Annotated in this window: 6 protein-coding genes and 1 pseudogene; 1 reads left to right on the top strand and 6 read right to left on the bottom strand. The window is 68.3% G+C overall.

From position 1 onward, the window contains the following. Nucleotides 1-290: 290 nt before the first annotated feature. The 6 genes and pseudogenes from ACOTKD_RS13020 to ACOTKD_RS12995 form a co-directional block, all read right to left on the bottom strand. A pseudogene (locus ACOTKD_RS13020) lies at nt 291-990 on the bottom strand (IS5 family transposase); the annotation flags it as partial. Nucleotides 991-1,099: 109 nt separating this feature from the next. Further along, nucleotides 1,100-1,591 (bottom strand): hypothetical protein, encoded by a 492-nt coding sequence (locus ACOTKD_RS13015; RefSeq protein WP_424889055.1) that lies wholly within the window; start codon nt 1,589-1,591, stop codon nt 1,100-1,102. Beyond that, nucleotides 1,506-2,093: an ISL3 family transposase gene (locus tag ACOTKD_RS13010; protein WP_424889054.1), complete on the bottom strand. Its 588-nt coding sequence runs from the start codon at nt 2,091-2,093 to the stop codon at nt 1,506-1,508. The genes ACOTKD_RS13015 and ACOTKD_RS13010 overlap by 86 nt, the downstream gene beginning before the upstream one ends. Next, on the bottom strand, nt 2,087-2,395 hold the full coding sequence (locus ACOTKD_RS13005) for a hypothetical protein (RefSeq protein ID WP_424889053.1): 309 nt from the start codon (nt 2,393-2,395) through the stop codon (nt 2,087-2,089). Before ACOTKD_RS13005 ends, ACOTKD_RS13010 begins: the two co-directional genes overlap by 7 nt. Nucleotides 2,396-2,801: 406 nt before the next feature. Then, on the bottom strand, nt 2,802-3,632 hold the full coding sequence (locus ACOTKD_RS13000; protein ID WP_424889052.1) for an AfsR/SARP family transcriptional regulator: 831 nt from the start codon (nt 3,630-3,632) through the stop codon (nt 2,802-2,804). Between the two features lie 73 nt (nt 3,633-3,705). Beyond that, nucleotides 3,706-11,166, bottom strand: coding sequence for an SDR family NAD(P)-dependent oxidoreductase (locus ACOTKD_RS12995; RefSeq protein ID WP_424889051.1), 7,461 nt, complete (start codon nt 11,164-11,166; stop codon nt 3,706-3,708). Between the two features lie 1,280 nt (nt 11,167-12,446). Between ACOTKD_RS12995 and ACOTKD_RS12990 the strand changes: the two genes are divergently transcribed. Further along, on the top strand, nt 12,447-15,848 hold the full coding sequence (locus tag ACOTKD_RS12990) for an amino acid adenylation domain-containing protein (protein WP_424889050.1): 3,402 nt from the start codon (nt 12,447-12,449) through the stop codon (nt 15,846-15,848). Nucleotide 15,849: the final 1 nt, after the last annotated feature.

The raw sequence follows: 15,849 nt of genomic DNA, 5'->3' as shown, positions 1-15,849 counted from the left end.
CCAAGCTGGCCCGCAACACCTTCGTCGGCGACCTCTCGTGCGCGATCGGCGGACTCGCCCTCCCGAAGCCGGGCAGTGGCACGGTGTGCAACACTCTGCTCACCAAGGCTGCCGCGGTCTCCGCGACGAGGAACGACAGCGCCTGCGCCCTAGTTGGCCGCTATCCCCAAGGAGGCGCTGTGAGCACGCCACTGCTCGCAGCGCCTCACGGCCCAATCCTCGTAGGGCACTCACCCAGTAGCCGCCGTACGCTCCACCGCCTTCGGCCAGGCTGAGAACTGTCCGGCGGGTCATGAGCGGCGCCAGAGCCGAACCGCGGCCACGGTCACCGTGCCGTGAGAGACGTAGGCCTGCTTGTCAAAGCGGGTTGCTATAGCCCGGAAGCCATTGAGCTGATTGATCGTCCGCTCGACCTCGTTCCTGCGGGCGCAGCGCGATGAGGTGAAGCTGGTGGGACGGCCTCCTTGGCTGCCGCGGTTCTGCTGGTAGGCCCGTTGATCGCGGCGGGAGCTGTACGCTTTGTCGTCGCTCAGATGGTCCGGCCGGGTGTGGGTGCCCGCCTGCTGGGCGGGGGACGCGGATCGAGTCCAGGACCGGGATCATGTGTGAGGCCTCGCCCCATTGGCCGGGCGTGACCAGCAGGGCCAGAGGTCGCAGTCCGCCTTCGCCAGCCAGGTGGATTTTTGTGCTCAGCCCACCGCGTGAGTGACCGAGGGTTTCGTCGGGGCGATGCTCGGCAGACCGGGTGACCTTGCCGGGTTTCCGTGGTGGCCGCTTGTGGGCGTCGGCGGCGTGCTGGTGGGCACGGCACACGGTAAAGTCCACACTCACCATGGACCAGTCGATGCGGCCGTCTCCATCGGCATCGGTCTGGACGGCCCGCAGAAACCTGTCCCACGTACCATCCGTGGACCACCTGTGATGCCTGTCATGAGTCGTCTTCCAGTTCCCGAATCGCGTCGGAAGGTCCCGCCACAGGATGCGGGTCTGTCAATCGAGCGGCTCTTCCAAGATTTTCGTAGCCGGTGATCGTTTCAGTCGAGCAGGATCCGGTGGCGGAGGAGTGGGAAGCCGGCGCGGCCGTAGGTCCGCCGTTTGATCAGCTCGTTCTTGGTGTTGGAGCCTTCGGTACGCCCGTTGTGGGGGGCAGGGTCAGCGCCGCGTCGACGGCGGCCCGGTCGCGTTCGAGGCCGGTGGCGAAGGACTGCAGAAGGGGCAGGTCGCCGTCCCTGACTCGGGCGATCCAGCCGGTCAGCACCTCCGCATTGTCCTGCGAGGGGGACACCAGTCGGGCGAACTGGCTCACCAGGGCGGACAGGGCGGTCATTTCAAGGCAGGCGGCGGCGAGTTGATCACGCAGAACACGTTGCTCGTCGCTTTGGTGGTCGGGATCGGAGAGGAGGAGCCCCGTGACCTTGCGTGGGGAGAGGGTGGCGTGGTCGGCCTCGATGCGGCCCTGGTTGATGTAGCGGACCAGCAGGTTCGCGCTGCCGGTGTAGCCCAGTTCATGGATCTCGTGCAGGAGGTGGGTGACAGGGACGGCCGGGCTCTCCGCCAGGCGCTGGCGCAGGTGGTCGCGGTAGGGGTCCACCAGGGTGGGCCGGCAGGCCGGGGCCCGGACCAGCTGCTCGGGTTCGGGATGGCGGGCATAGCGTTTTACGGTGTTCAGGGCTAGGTTCAGCCGGCGCGCAGTCGAGCAGGCCGACGCCCGCGTCCAGGAGCTGGTGCACCTGGTGCCACCGTTCGCGGGTGTTTGCCGCCCGTCGGCCCTCGGTCACCGGTGGGCCGGCCTTCGTCCAGCAGGTGCTGTGCGCGGCGACTTCTTTCAGAGCCGCCTCGCCGAGGCCGTGCCACAGGTGCCAGCGGTCCATGACCTGCACGATGGCCGGGTCGGCGCCGGTGACGGCCTGGGAGAAGCCCCCGGCCCCGTCCCGGCAGACGATCTCGACTCCGCTATGCTCCCGCAGCCACGCGGTGACCGTCTGCATCTTCCGGTCCGGCAGGACCTCCACGCGCTTGCCGATCTCCGCGTCGATCAGGACTGTTGCGTAGCGGTGGCCTCTGAGCAGGGCGAACTCGTCGATCTCTAGCACCCGGGGCACGGCCGCTCCGGCAGAGGAATGCGCATAAGACAGGCCAGCATGGTGGCCCAGCTGAGCACCTGGTGCAGGTGCAGCAGCAGGCGGGCCTCGGCCTTGCCCGCCAAGGCATGCGCCACCGCCTCGACGACGGCCTGTAGAGCCGGGGTTCGCCATTGGTAGCGCACCGTCAGGCCCTCGACCTGCTCGGCGAACGTCCGCTTCGCACAGGCCGGGTTCTCGCAGTACAGCCGGCGCACCGACAGGCCGATCACGGCCGGGCGCCCGCCGATGGCTTCGTCCGCGACATGGCGCACGTACCGGCTGTGTTCCCACCCCGACGCCTGCCGACATCCTGGGCAGTCGGCCGGGACCCCGGCATGCGTCCGCGCCGTGATCCGTACCAGCCCCTCACTGGCCTCAACTCGCTCGACTTGCACCCCGGCCAGCTGAGGAAGCGGCATCGTCAACGCGACCTCACACTGCCACAGCCTGCACCCACAGCGGCACCGCGTCACCAGGACCCGCGTAGATCATCGGCTACGAAAATCTTGGAAGAGCCGAATGATTTACACACCCTTCTTCGGCAAGTGAGGCGCCAGACGCGCGCTCTGCAGAGTCTGATCGCGGGGCCGCGAGCATTCCTGGGCCGAGTACGTCTGCCGGGACGGCGCGGGCTGCCACGTGAGGCGATCCGCCAAGCCTTCCCCGAGGCAGTGCAGGTCAGCGAGAGTCACGGTGGGGGTGTAGCGGTGTAAGCTCGAATGGGTGGGGACGCGGGGGCTCGAGTGCTGGTTCGCGGCGGAGTATGGCCAGGTGCAGCTGTTGCAGCGACGGACTGGGTTCCAGACCCAGTTCCTCGCGAAGACGAGCGCGGAATCTGGTGTAGCAGCGTAGCGCCTCTGCGGGTCGGCCCGAGCGGTAGAGGGCGAGCATCAGGTGTCGCTGAAAGCTTTCACGTAGGGGGTGTTCGGCGGCCAGCGCGGCCAGTTCTACACATACGTGTGCGTGTTCGCCACGCTGTAGGTCTATGGTGATGCGTTGTTCGACGGCGAGCATACGGGCTTCGTCGAGTTGCCAGGCAGCCGATTCGAGCAGCGGGCTGGTGCGGACGTCGGCGAGTGCCGGGGCGCGCCAGAGCGTGAGAGCTTGGGTGAGTAGGGCGGAGGCCTGGTCGAGTTGGCCGTCGGCGAAGGCCTCGTGGGCTTGGCGGCAGTGCTTCTCGAAGTCGGCGCTGTCCAGGCGGGCGTCGGGGCCGAGTCGGAGCATGTATCCGGGGCGGAGGGTGTCCAGGATGGCGGCATGGGGGATAAGGCGACGCAGTTGTGACACGTAGACCTGCAAGGCTCTGTCCACGGTGCGTGGCGGCCGATCACCCCAGATGGTGCGGATCAGGTCGTCCGTGGGGACAACGTGGCCGTGGCGGATGAGGAGACTGGCCAGGAGCATCCGCGGCTTAGGGGCGGTGGGGGCGCAGGGTCGGGCGCCGTGGGTGACCTCCAGGGTGCCTAGGATGCCGAAGGTCAGGGGGATCCGGTTGGCGTGCAGCGGCATCGAAGTCCTCCCTCTGCGGTCGGTCGGGTCCAGGCCACGCTCATGGTCTGGACCCCACCGGTGTGGTTGGCTATTAGGAGGCGGAGACGGCGGGTGTCTGGCCGAGACGGACGAGGACGCGGTGCGCCAGGGCGCTCACGCCGCCGCCGTTGACGATCTCCAGCGACGGGAAGTCCAGGCCGGTCCGGCGGCGCAAAGCTACCGTGAGTTCGGTAGCCATCAGTGAGTCGACGCCGAGTTCGTTGAGCGGCCGGGCGTGGTCCAGATTTTGAGCCGGATGGTGCAGCACGGTGGCGATCACGTCGGCGAGGATGTTACTGACGAGCCGATGTGCTTCGTCGGGTGTGACGTTGTCGAGCTTTCGCCGTAGTTCGTCGGGGTCGGCTGTTGCTTGGCTGGCTGTTTCCGGGAGCAGGAGGGCGGCAAAGCGCGGAGTGTCCACCGTGGGCATCATCTGGTGCAGCTTTTCCCAGTCGGAGCGTTCGATGAGGACCACGGGCGCGCGGTCGCCGTGGAGCCGGTGGAGGGCGGTGAGCGCCTCATGGGAGGTGATGGCGTACCAGCCGCGTTGGGCCATCGAGTCGGTCAGGTGTTCCCTGGCTACGTATCCGACGTCGCTAATGGGGCCGTAGGCGAGGGCGAGGCCGGGTTGGCCTGCCGCCTGGCGGGCACGGACCAGGGCTTCCAAGAAGAGGTTGGCCGCGCTGTAGGGTGCTTGCTGGACGTTGCCGACGGCGCTGGCACCGGAGGAGTAGAGGACGAAGAAGTCCAGTTCGCTGCCGCGGGTGGCCTCGTCGAGCAGGAGGCTCCCGAGCAGCTTGGGGGCGAGGACCTCACGCAGGTCGCGTTGGGAGAGCTGCGGCAGTGGGGCGTCTTTGAGCACCATGGCAGCATGCACGATGCCGTGAAGCGGGTGCCTGGAGGCGTTGATCTCCTCGACAAGGGCGTGTACTTGGGCTGGGTCGGTGATGTCGGTTGAGTGGGTGGTGACCTTGGCTCCGAGGGCCTTCAGTTGCTGGAGCAGCTGGTCGGCGCCCGGCGTATGGGCGCCGGCGCGGCCAGCCAGCGCCAGGTGCTTGGTGCCGCGCTGGGCCAGGTGAATGGCGGTGGCGGCGCCGAGGCCGCCGAAACCGCCGGTGACCAGGACGGTGCCGTCCGACTTGTCTTTGGGCGTGATCGGCTCGGGGCGGTCGGGGCGTGGCGCGGTGTCGAAGGTGATGACGACCTTGCCGAGGTGGCGAGAGCGGCGCATCGCGTGGAAGGCCTCGGTGACACGTTCGGCCGGGTAGGTCTGGTGGGGCAGGGGCCGGTAATGGCCAGCGGTGATGTGGTTGGCCATCTCGGCGAACTCGGTGTTGTGAGAGGGGTTCGCTAGGAGCTGGTGGGCGTCGACGCCGAAGAACGCGAGGTTGTTGCGGAAGGGGCGCAGGAGCAACGGGGTGGCTTGGTAGATGTCTTGTTTGCCGAGTTCGACGAACCGGCCTTTAGGACGTAGCAGTTCGAGGGTTCGTGGTATGGCTTCGCCAGCGAGGGAGTTGAGGACGACGTCCACACCCTGTCCGTTGGTCAGTTCGCTGACCTGGTGGGCGAAGTCGAGGGTGCGCGAGTCCAGCACGTGGTCGGCGCCGAGCATGTGGAGCATGTCCCGCTTGGCCGGGGTGCCAGCGGTGGCGATGACGTGACTGCCGCGGTGCTGTGCGAGTTGCAGCGCGGCCAGTCCGACGCCACCGGCTGCGCTATGGACGAGTAGGGTTTCGCCGGGTTGGAGGTGGGCGAGGCGGTCCAGGCTGTGCTGGACGGTGAAGAAGACGGCCGGAAGCGTGGCTGCCTGGGTGTAGGTCATGGCGTCGGGGATACGTCCGGTCTGGTCGGCGCGGGCGATCACGTGGGTGCTGAGGCAGTGGTGCGAAGAGGCGTAGACGCGCTGGCCGATCGTAAGGCTGGTGACGCCTGGGCCGACGGCGGTGATCGTGCCGGCGCATTCCAGGCCGAGGGCGATGCCGTCTTCGGTGATGCTCTCCCCGCCTGGCGGGTAAGTTCCGACAGCCATCATGACGTCGCGGTAGTTGAGGGCGGCGGCGCGCACGGCGATGGCGACCTCGCCGGGGCCCGGCAGGGCCTCGGCGAGGGCTTGCCAGTGGAGGCGGTGGTGGATGCCGGGAGTCTGGACACGCAGCACGCACGGCCCTGGGTTCGGGGCGATGTGCCGGGGCCTTGGTGTGTGGTGCAGGATTCGCGAATGGAAGCGGCCCTCGGGTGTGAGCAGCACCTCGGCCTCGGTGTCGCGGCGCAGGAGTTCTCGGGCCAGACGCCGGGCGTCGGTGGCCGGGTCGGTGCCGTGCTGCAGGGACAGACGACGTACGGTGACCTTGGGCTGTTCGTTGGCGAGGGTGCGGCAGGCGCCCCAGGCGATGGCGTCGCCGATCGCCTGGGGTGTTTCGGGGGCCGACAGTGCTCCGGTGGGCAGGGTGACCAGCGACAGGGCGGGGCTCACGGTGGTGGGCAGAGCCTGGCAGTCGACGGCGAGCGCGCGCACGTCGGCCATGCGGCGCATGGCCTGATCGAAGGTGTCTTGCGGCCGCTGGGGGGTCGGTTCGTCGAGGAGGAGGACTAGGTGGGGGGCCCGAGTGTCGCTGGGAAGGCGACTGCTCCAGAGACCGGCGGTGCCGTCCGGCTCGGCCACTGGGACGTCCCGGCCGCTCGCCTGGCTCAGGCTGGTGGCCAGGGCCCTGGTGAGCGGGGCGGTGGGGCGTTCGGCGAGGATCAGCCAGTGGTCGCTGGCGCTTGAGGGCAGCGGTTGAGGGGCGGGCGGGTCGATGTCGCCTCGGACGGCGAGCAGAACGGACTGATTGCCTACCGCGGACTGGTCGCTGGCCATCGTGTCGTCGTTGAGCCGGAGCGTGTCCGTGAAGCCACAGTCGGCCAGGAGGCGCTGCCACGCGTCGAGTAGGAGCAAGGGGCTGTCCGGGCGGAGCTCGCGGTCGGTGTGGGACCAGAAGCTGTCGAGCAGGCCGAAGCACGGGGCGAGCTGGGCGGTATCGTGACTCTCCACAGCCAGTAGCAGCCCGTTGGCGGCCAGCAGACGGTGGATGTATCCGAGCGTGCGCCGCAGGTCGCTTGTCGTGTGGAGGGCGTTGCTGGCGATGACCAGATCGTAGGTGCGGTCGTCGAATCCTTGCTCGCTGGGATTAGTGTCGAGATCCAGTAGGTGGTAGTCGACGAAGTCATAGGCTGCGAATCGGGCCTGGGCGCGGGTGAGGAAGGTAGGCGAGACGTCGGTGAAGAGGTAGGAGGTGCGTTCGGGGGGCAGCAGCGGCAGCAGGACGGCTGTGGTCGCGCCGGTGCCGGCACCGACCTCGAGGATCCGCAACGGCCGGTTGGTGGGCCATCGCGTGACAAGGGCGCGCACAGCCGCGGCGGTGTGCTGGTGGTTGTCGCTCAGCGGGGGGAAGTGGCTGTAGAAGTGTTCGACGAGGTGCTGGTCCTGCTCGGCGAACATTAGGTCCTGGGCGTCCTTTTCGCCGCGCAGCACGGCGGGCAGATGGAGTCCGCAGCGGGCGTAGAGGATGGCGACCATGGCGTGCGCCGGGTGTCGGTCAATGGCCGCGCGCAGCCTCGCTTCGGGCTGCGGGGTCGCGGTCAGGCGCCATCGTCCGGTGCCGGTCTGCTTGGCGAGGCCGAATCGGGTGGCGAGGGCCAGCAGGTGGGGGGCCAGTGGCTCGTATTGGGGTCGCATCCCGTGCGCGATGAGATCTGCGACGGTGAACTCGTCGTCTCGGCTGGTCAGTGTGGCCATGGCCCGTGCGGCGAAGTGTGCGCTGAAATCCTTCAGGCTGGTCACGAAGCCGTCGGCCGCTGTGCCCTCGGCTATCGGCTCTTGCCAGTGGCGTGTGGAGGCGTCACGCAGCACGGCGGGACGCAGTGCGGGTGCCGGGGTGGCCTCGAGGTCGGGTCCGGGGGCGGCGCGCAGGACCGGCTCTAGATACCTGACCGGTGGTCCGCTCAGGTCTTCGCCTGCCCAGCGGCGGACCCGGCAGCCCACTAGTTCCATGGAGACCTGTCCGTCGTGGTCGGTGATGGTGACGTCCCAGCAGGCCTCGTGGGCGCCTATTTCCCGGGCTACGACGTAGGCCACTCCTTCGGTGGTCGGGGCCCGCCACAGGCGCACCCGTTCGATTCCGGTGGGCAGAAACGGGATCGCGTCGCCGAAGCCGGCCAGCAGTGCGAGACCGGTTTGGAGAGCCCCGTCCATGATCACCGGGTGCGCCTGGTATCCCTCCCCGCTCAGGGCGCTCGCGTAGGAGGCGAGGACTTCGCCCTTGCCGATGTGCAGGGTTTGCAGCACTTGGAAGGACGGGCCGTAGGGCAGTCCGGCGTGTGCTGCGCGTGTGTAATGCTCGCTACTCTCCCACCGCTGGTCGCATCGGTCGCGTGCCGCGGCGATGTCAAGGTCCGACGGGGTGGGCGCGAGTAGGCGACGGACCCGCCCGCGGGCGTGGATGCGCCAGGGGCCGTGCTCGCCGGTTCGGCTCGCGATGCGCAGCTGCTGGTCACCCTCGGAGTACGACGTTTGTAGCCAAACCTCGCTCTCGTCGTCCTCAGGTAGGACGAGTGCCTGGGTGATGTCCAGGTAGTCGAGCTCAACCGGCGCTTCAAAGAGTCGGCGGCCGGCTGCCAGGGCGAGCTCCGCGTACGCCGTCCCGGGCAGTAGCACGCTGGCACCGACCCGGTGGTCGGCCAGCCAGGGTACCCGCGTGACCTCGAGCGGTCCGGCCCACACCGGTTCCAGTTCGGTGAGCCTGGTGCCGAGCATCGGGTGTACCTGGCCGTCTGAGGCTTCCTCTTCGGTGGTGCTGTTCCACCAGCTGGGCTCTCCGCGCCAGTGGCGCTCGCGCTGCCAGGGGTAGCCGGGCAGGTCGACGACTCGTCCCGGACGGGGGAAGTACCGCTCCCAGTCGATGCCAGCGCCGGCGGCGACGGCGTGGGCGACAGCCGTGCGTACCTCGGCCAGGCCGCCCCCGCCGGCCCGCTCGCGCTGGCAGGTCGGGATGACGGCGACGGGATCGGACTGCGAGACGGTCAGCCGACGCAGGTATCCGCACAGCACCGGATGGGGGCCGACCTCCACGAACACGTCGCAGCCCTGGGCGCGCAGGGTGTGTACGGCGTCCGCGAACCTCACTGGTTGACGGACGTTACGCACCCAGTGTTCCGCGTCCAGGGCGCGTCCGTCGGTGAGGGCACCGGTCACCGAGGACACCATGGCAAGGGTGGTCTCGTCGGGTCGCAGGTGGGCCAGAGCCGTGCGCAGTGGTTCGGCGAGGGGGTCCATGACGCGGCTGTGGAAGGCGTAGTCGAGGTCGAGCAGACGGAAGGAGTGACCCCGCATGCGCTGGCCGAGTTCGTCCAGTGCGTGCGGGGCGCCGGCCACGACAACGTGGCTGTCGCCGTTGATCACAGCCACCTCCAGCAGGCCCTCGAAGGAGCGCAGCTCGGCGCGAATGCGTTCCTCGGAGACGCTGATGGTTGCCATCCGGCCGGCTCCGGCAGTGGTGGCTTGTAGCTGGCTCCGTGTGGCGACGACGGCGGCGGCGTCGGCCAGGGTGAGGGCGCCGGCGACATGGGCGGCGGTGCTCTCACCCGCGCTGTGGCCCGTTACCGCGTCGGGGCGCAGTCCGTAGCTGTCGAGTAGCGCCACAAGAGCGATCTGGACGGCGAAGAGCAGTGGTTGTGCGACTTCGGTGGCTGCTAGACGCTGAGCCTCGGGCGGGCCGGCGAGAAGCTCCTGCACCGACCAGCCCAGGTGCGGTGCGAGCGCGGCGTCTGCTTGTTCGACCGCGTCGCGGAATATGGGCGTGGTCTTGAGCAGGTCGGCTCCCATGCCGGCCCACTGTGAGCCGTTGCCGGAGAAGATGAAGGCGACCTTGCCGGTGCGGACCTGCTCGGCAACCGCACTGGCGGGGTGTGCCCTGCCGTCGGCGAGGGCACGCAGGGCCTGGGCTGCCTGGTGGGGACCGTCTCCCAGGACGACGGCGCGGCGCGGATGATGCCCGCGGCGCAGGGCGGCGGTATAGGCGGTGTCGTAGAACGGGCGGTCGTGGCGGCTGTCTTCGAGGTGGTCGGCGAGCTGGGTCGCAGCAGCCCCCAGGGCGGTGGGTGTACGCGCCGAGACCACCATGGGCAGCTCATCCCTGTTGCCGTGCTGGTCGCTTTGCTCGGAGGGCTGGGGAGCTGGTCCGAGCAGGACGTGTGCGTTCGCGCCGCCGAACCCGAAAGAGTTCACGCCCACCGCCTGAGGTGGCGCCGACAGCGGCGTTAAGTCCAGGGCCGGGCGTAGTTTCAGCTGTGCGAAGTCGATGTCGGGGTTCAGCGGCTCGGCGTTGAGGGTGGCCGGTACGGCGTGCTCGCGCAGGACGAGGATCGCCTTGAGTAGGCCAGCCACGCCAGAGGCGGCCTCCAGGTGGCCAAGGTTGGATTTGACCGAGCCGATCAGGAGCTCGCCCTGGGTGCGATGCGTGCTCAGGGCAGCCCCGATGGCCCGGCATTCGATCGGATCGCCGACACGAGTGCCGGTGCCGTGGGCCTCCAGGTAGGCCAGCTCGTCAGGTGACACGGCAGCGCGCTCGTACACCTGGCCCAGCAAATTCTGCTGGGCGTTTTGATCCGGAACGGCTAGGCCGGGCGTCATGCCATCGCTGTTCGTGCCGCTAGCCAGGATCACCGCGTGCACCCGGTCGCCGTCGGTAATGGCGTCGGACAGCCGTTTGAGGAGGAGGAGGCCACCACCTTCGGCGCGTACGTAGCCGTCGGCTTGGGCCGAGAAGCTTCGGCAGCGTCCGGTGGGCGAGAGCATGTAAGCGGCGGAGAACCCAGCATAGGCGTATGGACTGATCAAGATGTTGATTCCGCCGGCGAGCGCAAGTCGGCTGCACCCGTTGCGCAGTTGTTCGCACGCCTCGTGCAGGGCGGTCAAGGCGGAGGAGCAGGCGGTGTCCACCGCCGTGCTGGGTCCGTGCAGGTCGAGAAGATGAGAGATGCGGTTGGCGGTGTTGGCCGCCGAGTTGCCAGTCAGGGCGTAGGGGCTCGATTGGCGGGTGCGGCGGGTCTGGAGGTCCATGTAGTCCCGGCTGGAGACCCCGACGTAGACGGCGGTGTCGGATCCTGCCAGGGTTGCGGCCGCCAGCCCGGCATCATCGACTGCCTCGACCGCGAGTTCGAGGAGGATCCGCTGCTGCGGGTCGAGCCACTCGGCCTCGCGTGGCGAGATGTGGGAGAAGAACCCTGTATCGAAACCGGTGATGTCGTCGAGAAATCCTCCGGCACCGGTGTAGCTCTTCCCGGGTCGAAGGTGCTGCTCGTCGACGAACCGGCTCAGGTCGAATCGGTCGCCGGGAACCTCGGTGACGAGATCCTTCCCCCGGGCCAAGGCATCCCACAGCCCGTCGAGCGTGGTGATGCCGCCCGGCAGGCGACACGCGATGCCCACGATGGCGATGGGCTCTTCCGTAGATGCTGTGGTGGTGTCGCTGATCATGAGTTGCCCTCCAGAAGAGAGTTGCGGAGATGGGGCCGTCGTAGCCACTGCCCTAGGGGCGTGGTCCGCCGCGATGGGCTCGTGGGGTGATCGATCGGCCACTCGCATGGTCTCCATGACTGGTTCTCGATGAGGTGCTCTGCTGAATCGAGGGCGAGCCCGATTTGGCAGTGCTTTCAAAGAGCCCGACCGGTCCGGCCCGTACCCGCGGCACACCCACGTCCGATCGGGTGTGTCGAAGAAGGATCTGGCGGAACCTCACCGCGTCCGTCTCCCGAGACGCGGCCCCGCCAGTGTTCTTCTGACCCGCAGGCCATGCTCCCCGCAAAATCCACCCACAGTGCGCAGGAAGGCGTGCCCTGAGGCAATCGTTAGCCGGACCGGCCGGACGACTCCATGAGAGCCGCGACCGCTATCCACCATCAAGGGAACCCGATGTGCGTTTGGCGTATCCCGATCGGACCCGCGATGCGCCGAACCAAGCCTCAGCTGAGGGCACGAGTTGTCGAAGTACCGCTCGGCGACTGCAATCGGCCCTGGATCCTTCGTCGGTAGCGCCGGCCAAGTCGCCGGGTGGTGTGGACATGCCTGAGCACTTCGGGGCTGCGGCAGGATGTTGGCGGTCGCTGGACCTGGATCTTTTGCAACGCCGTCAGCTGAGGCCGGTAGCGAGGCTGGAGGCGTGAAGGAGACGTGGTCGCAGGGCCGTGCCTGTCGAAGTACGGGCAAGGCACGGCGCTAGGTGTTGGCGTGACCAGCGACAACCACTTGAATGTTCGATGAGGCGGAGCGGTCTGGCGCCTGCGTGCAAGGTCATCGCAGTGGCGGCCGTTACCCGAGCGGCCGACTAGCGTTCCGGTGGCCACGCTCGGCATATGGCCAGATGATGCGCACCAGAATCCGGTCGGCTCAATGGTCACCGGACAAGGCTGGCGTCGGTCACCCTTCCCCAGGCCGACGCCGCCTCGTGATCGACACCGCGGTCCCTGGGTAACGTTCGCCAACGGAAGAAAGGTGGCATTCATCTCGGCTCGCGCAGTTACTCATTACAGCAGACAGGGCGGCTGCATCTGGCGATGCGTTCTTGTCCGTGCGCATCTCGGGCATCCGGCGCCCACGGGGCCTCGGCAGGTGGCTGTCGCATGGCCCCGCTCGTTGGTCTGACACGAGGGTCGGTGCTGTGATCGCGCCGATCAACGACCGAGCCGCTGGCACCACTGACCCCGAGCACAAAACCGGAAAGAGGGATGATGGGCGCGCGACACTTCAATTGTTTTCTGGTGGGCGAGAACTCCCTGCTCGTCTCGTGTGCGGAGCTGCTGCTCGAGCGCGGCCATCGGGTGCTCGGAGTGGTCTCACCGGTGGCGCGGATCCGCTCCTGGGCGGAGCGCGCCGGTCTGTCGGCGACCGACTTCGGGGCAGAGCTGGTGCCATACCTGTCCAACGAGCCGTTCGACTACCTCTTCAGCATCGCCAACCTGCGGATGCTGTCGGCCAAGGTGCTGGCTCTACCGCGCGCGCTGCCGGTCAACTTCCATGACGGTCCGCTGCCCCGGCATGCCGGGATGTACGCCACCACCTGGGCGGTCCTGGGCCGCGAGCGTTCCCACAGCGTCAGCTGGCACGTGATGACCGAACGAGCCGACGCCGGAGACCTTCTGGTGCAGCGGTCGGTCGCGGTGGACCCGATAGATACCAGCGCGTCGCTCAACCTCAAGTGCCTGCAGGCGGGCATTGACTCCTTCGGTGAGTTGGTCAGTGCGCTGGAGCGGGGTGTGGCTGTGCGGCGAGCGCAGGATCCAGTCGCCCGCATCTACCACGGCCGATTCGACCGGCCACCGGGCGCCGGGTTCCTGCGCTGGGACCGGAGCGCCGAGGAACTGGCGGCTGCCGTTCGGGCCACCGACTTCGGGCCGCACCCCAATACCTTCGGCACCGTGAAGGCGGTGGCGAACGACGAGCCGATGCTCGTCCGGGCCGCAACGGTGCTGACCTGTCGGACGGAGCAGGCATCGGGGACGGTGCTGGCGGTCGGAGCTGCGGGCGAGGTAACGGTCGCCACGACGGGCCGGGACCTGCAGCTCGCGGATCTGCGCACGGTGGGTGGTGACCCGCTGGACGCTGCGGCGTTGGCTGCCCGCGGGGTCCGGAGCGGATCTACTATGGTCATGCCCGATCCTGCTCTGCTGGCCGCGGCCGAGCAGGCCGAACGCCGCTGCCTGCCTGGTGAGGCGTCCTGGGTGAGGCGGCTGGCCCACCTGCAGCCGGCCGACCCGGGGTTCACGGTCAAACGCGGTGGCGGGCCGGTGCATATACCGATACCCACGCAGCTGGCCTCCGAGGGGCCGAAGCGCACCAAGTGGCTGCTGACTGCCCTGCTCGCCTTCCTGGTCCGGATCGGGATCACCCCGGGCGCGGATCTCGGACTGCGGTTACCCGCCCGCGACACCGGTCATCCGGTGGTCGACGCGCTGTACGCGGATTGGGTCCCCCTGCGAGTACCGGAGTTGGGGACGCGAAGCTTTGCCGAGCTGTACGCCGAGGTGAGTCGGCTGCTGCACGAGGAGGAGAGCCGAGGCCTGTTGCCGCACGACTTATGGACGCGTCATCCCCTGCTGCGCGCCGCCCCGCGCAGCCTTCCGGCCGTCGTGGAACTAGCCGCGTCAGAAGTCGATCTAGCGGCCCCGATGCCCGGGTCCACGCTGCTGATCCAGATCCCTCGAGAGCCGGGCCCCTGCCAGTGGGTCAGCTCCGACGACCGGTTGGCCGAGTATGCGGCCGCGTTCCTGCAGGCGCTCGCCCGTGATCCGCAGTCGAAGCCGGCCCAGGTCCCGCTTGGTACCACCAGGGCCCGGCGGGCGGTAACCATCTGGAACAACACCGCAACCGACTTCCCGCTCGACCAGCCGGTGCACCGGCTGATTTCCCGTCAGGCCCTGATGCAGCCCGATGCTCCGGCTGTTGTCTGCGGTGGCGAGACCACCAGCTACGGCGAACTTGAGCTCCGCTCGTCGAATCTGGCTGGCCTACTCCGGGCGAGGGGGGCCGGGCCAGGGCGTCTGGTCGGGGTGTATCTGGAGCGGACGGCCGATCTGGTGGTGGCCCTGCTGGGGGTGCTGAAATCCGGCGCCGCCTACGTGCCGCTGGCCGGGCTCTACCCGTCCGGGCGAATCGCCGAGATGATTGCCGACGCGGATCCGGTACTGCTGATCACCGAACCGGGTCTGGCTGGCAGCCTGCCCGCCTTCGGAACCGAACTCCTGGTTCTCAGGCAGGAGTCGTCCGTGGTGGCCACCTCCTACGACGGTGCGGACGTGCCGCCCTCGGCCGACGCCTACGTTATCTACACTTCGGGCTCTACTGGCAGGCCTAAGGGTGTGCGGATCGGCCACCGGGCCCTGACGAACCTCGTGTGCGCGATGTCCCGTTCCCTCAGCTTCACCCCCGGGGACCGGCTGCTCGCGATCACTACAGTGTGCTTCGACATCGCGGCACTGGAGCTGTTCGTCCCGCTCGTCACTGGCGGGCAAGTCGAGCTCGCCTCGTCCGATACAGCCGTTGACGGCTTCGAACTGCGGGCTCATGTGGAGCGCAGCCGACCTACCGTCATGCAGGCGACCCCGGCAACCTGGCGGATGCTAATCGAAGCGGGCTGGCCGGGGCCGCCGAAGGATGCGCCGCTGCGGATGCTGTGCGGTGGCGAGGCCATGCCACCGGATCTCGCCCAGGAACTGCTCACCCGGGGCAGTCAAGTATGGAATATGTACGGGCCCACCGAGACCACCATCTGGGTGGCCGTCAGCCGGGTACGACCCGGGTCGCCCCCGCTGATTGGCCCGCCGATCGCCAACACTCGCTTCCACGTGCTAGACGACGAGCTGCGACCGCTGCCGCCCGGCGTTGCGGGTGAGCTTTTCATCGGCGGTGAGCAGGTCGCCGCAGGCTACCTAAACCAGCCCCAGCTGACCGCCGAGAGGTTCGTCCGGGTGCCGGGCCTGGCTGGCGTGTTGTACCGCAGCGGCGATCTTGTCCGGCAGACGGACGAGGGACACCTGGAGTTTCTGGGCCGTCTAGATGGACAGGTCAAGGTCCGCGGCCACCGGATAGAGCCCGGCGAGATTGAGGCCGTGCTGTGCGCCCACCCTCTGGTGCGGGAAGCGGTGGTGGCGCTGCGCGGGTGCCGGTTGGTGGCCTACATCGTGCCGCACGAACTCCCCGCCCTCCCGGAGCAACTGCGCGAGCACTTGGCCACCGTCCTGCCCGACTACATGGTCCCGGCACGGTTTGTGACGATGGAGCGGATCCCCCTGACCGCCAACGGCAAGACCGATCGCATGGCGCTGCCCGATCTGCCACTCCAGGCGGGAGCAGCGGGCGCGCTGAATGGCACCGAGCGAGCCATCGCACAGGTCTGGCGGGAAGTGCTGGGTCTGAAACGGGTGGCGGCGGAGGACAACTTTTTCGAGCTCGGCGGCGACTCGGTGCTGCTGATCCGGGTCATGGCCCGGCTGCGTGACAGGGTGCGACTGCCGCTTACCCGTGTGGAAATGTTCGAGTACCCGACGATCCGTGCGCTGGCCCGCCGCCTAGATGCGCCGGCTCCCACCCAGGCCGTACGGCGGCGCACCGTCCGCAGCGAGCAATCCGTGCTGAACGAGCTGCGAAGGCGCCGCACCGTCTAGA

Origin of the sequence: Streptomyces sp. XH2 (assembly GCF_049725035.1) — a bacterium.
Lineage (GTDB): Bacteria > Actinomycetota > Actinomycetes > Streptomycetales > Streptomycetaceae > Streptomyces > Streptomyces roseoverticillatus.
The sequence above is the reverse complement of the archived record's forward strand: the minus strand, read 5'-3'. Positions and strand labels throughout refer to the sequence as shown.

Excerpts from the sequence above, each read along its gene's own strand:
- ACOTKD_RS13000 (WP_424889052.1), bottom strand. The coding sequence starts at position 3,632 with ATGCCGCTGCACGCCAACCGGATCCCCCTGACCTTCGGCATCCTAGGC.
- ACOTKD_RS12995 (WP_424889051.1), bottom strand. The coding sequence starts at position 11,166 with ATGATCAGCGACACCACCACAGCATCTACGGAAGAGCCCATCGCCATC.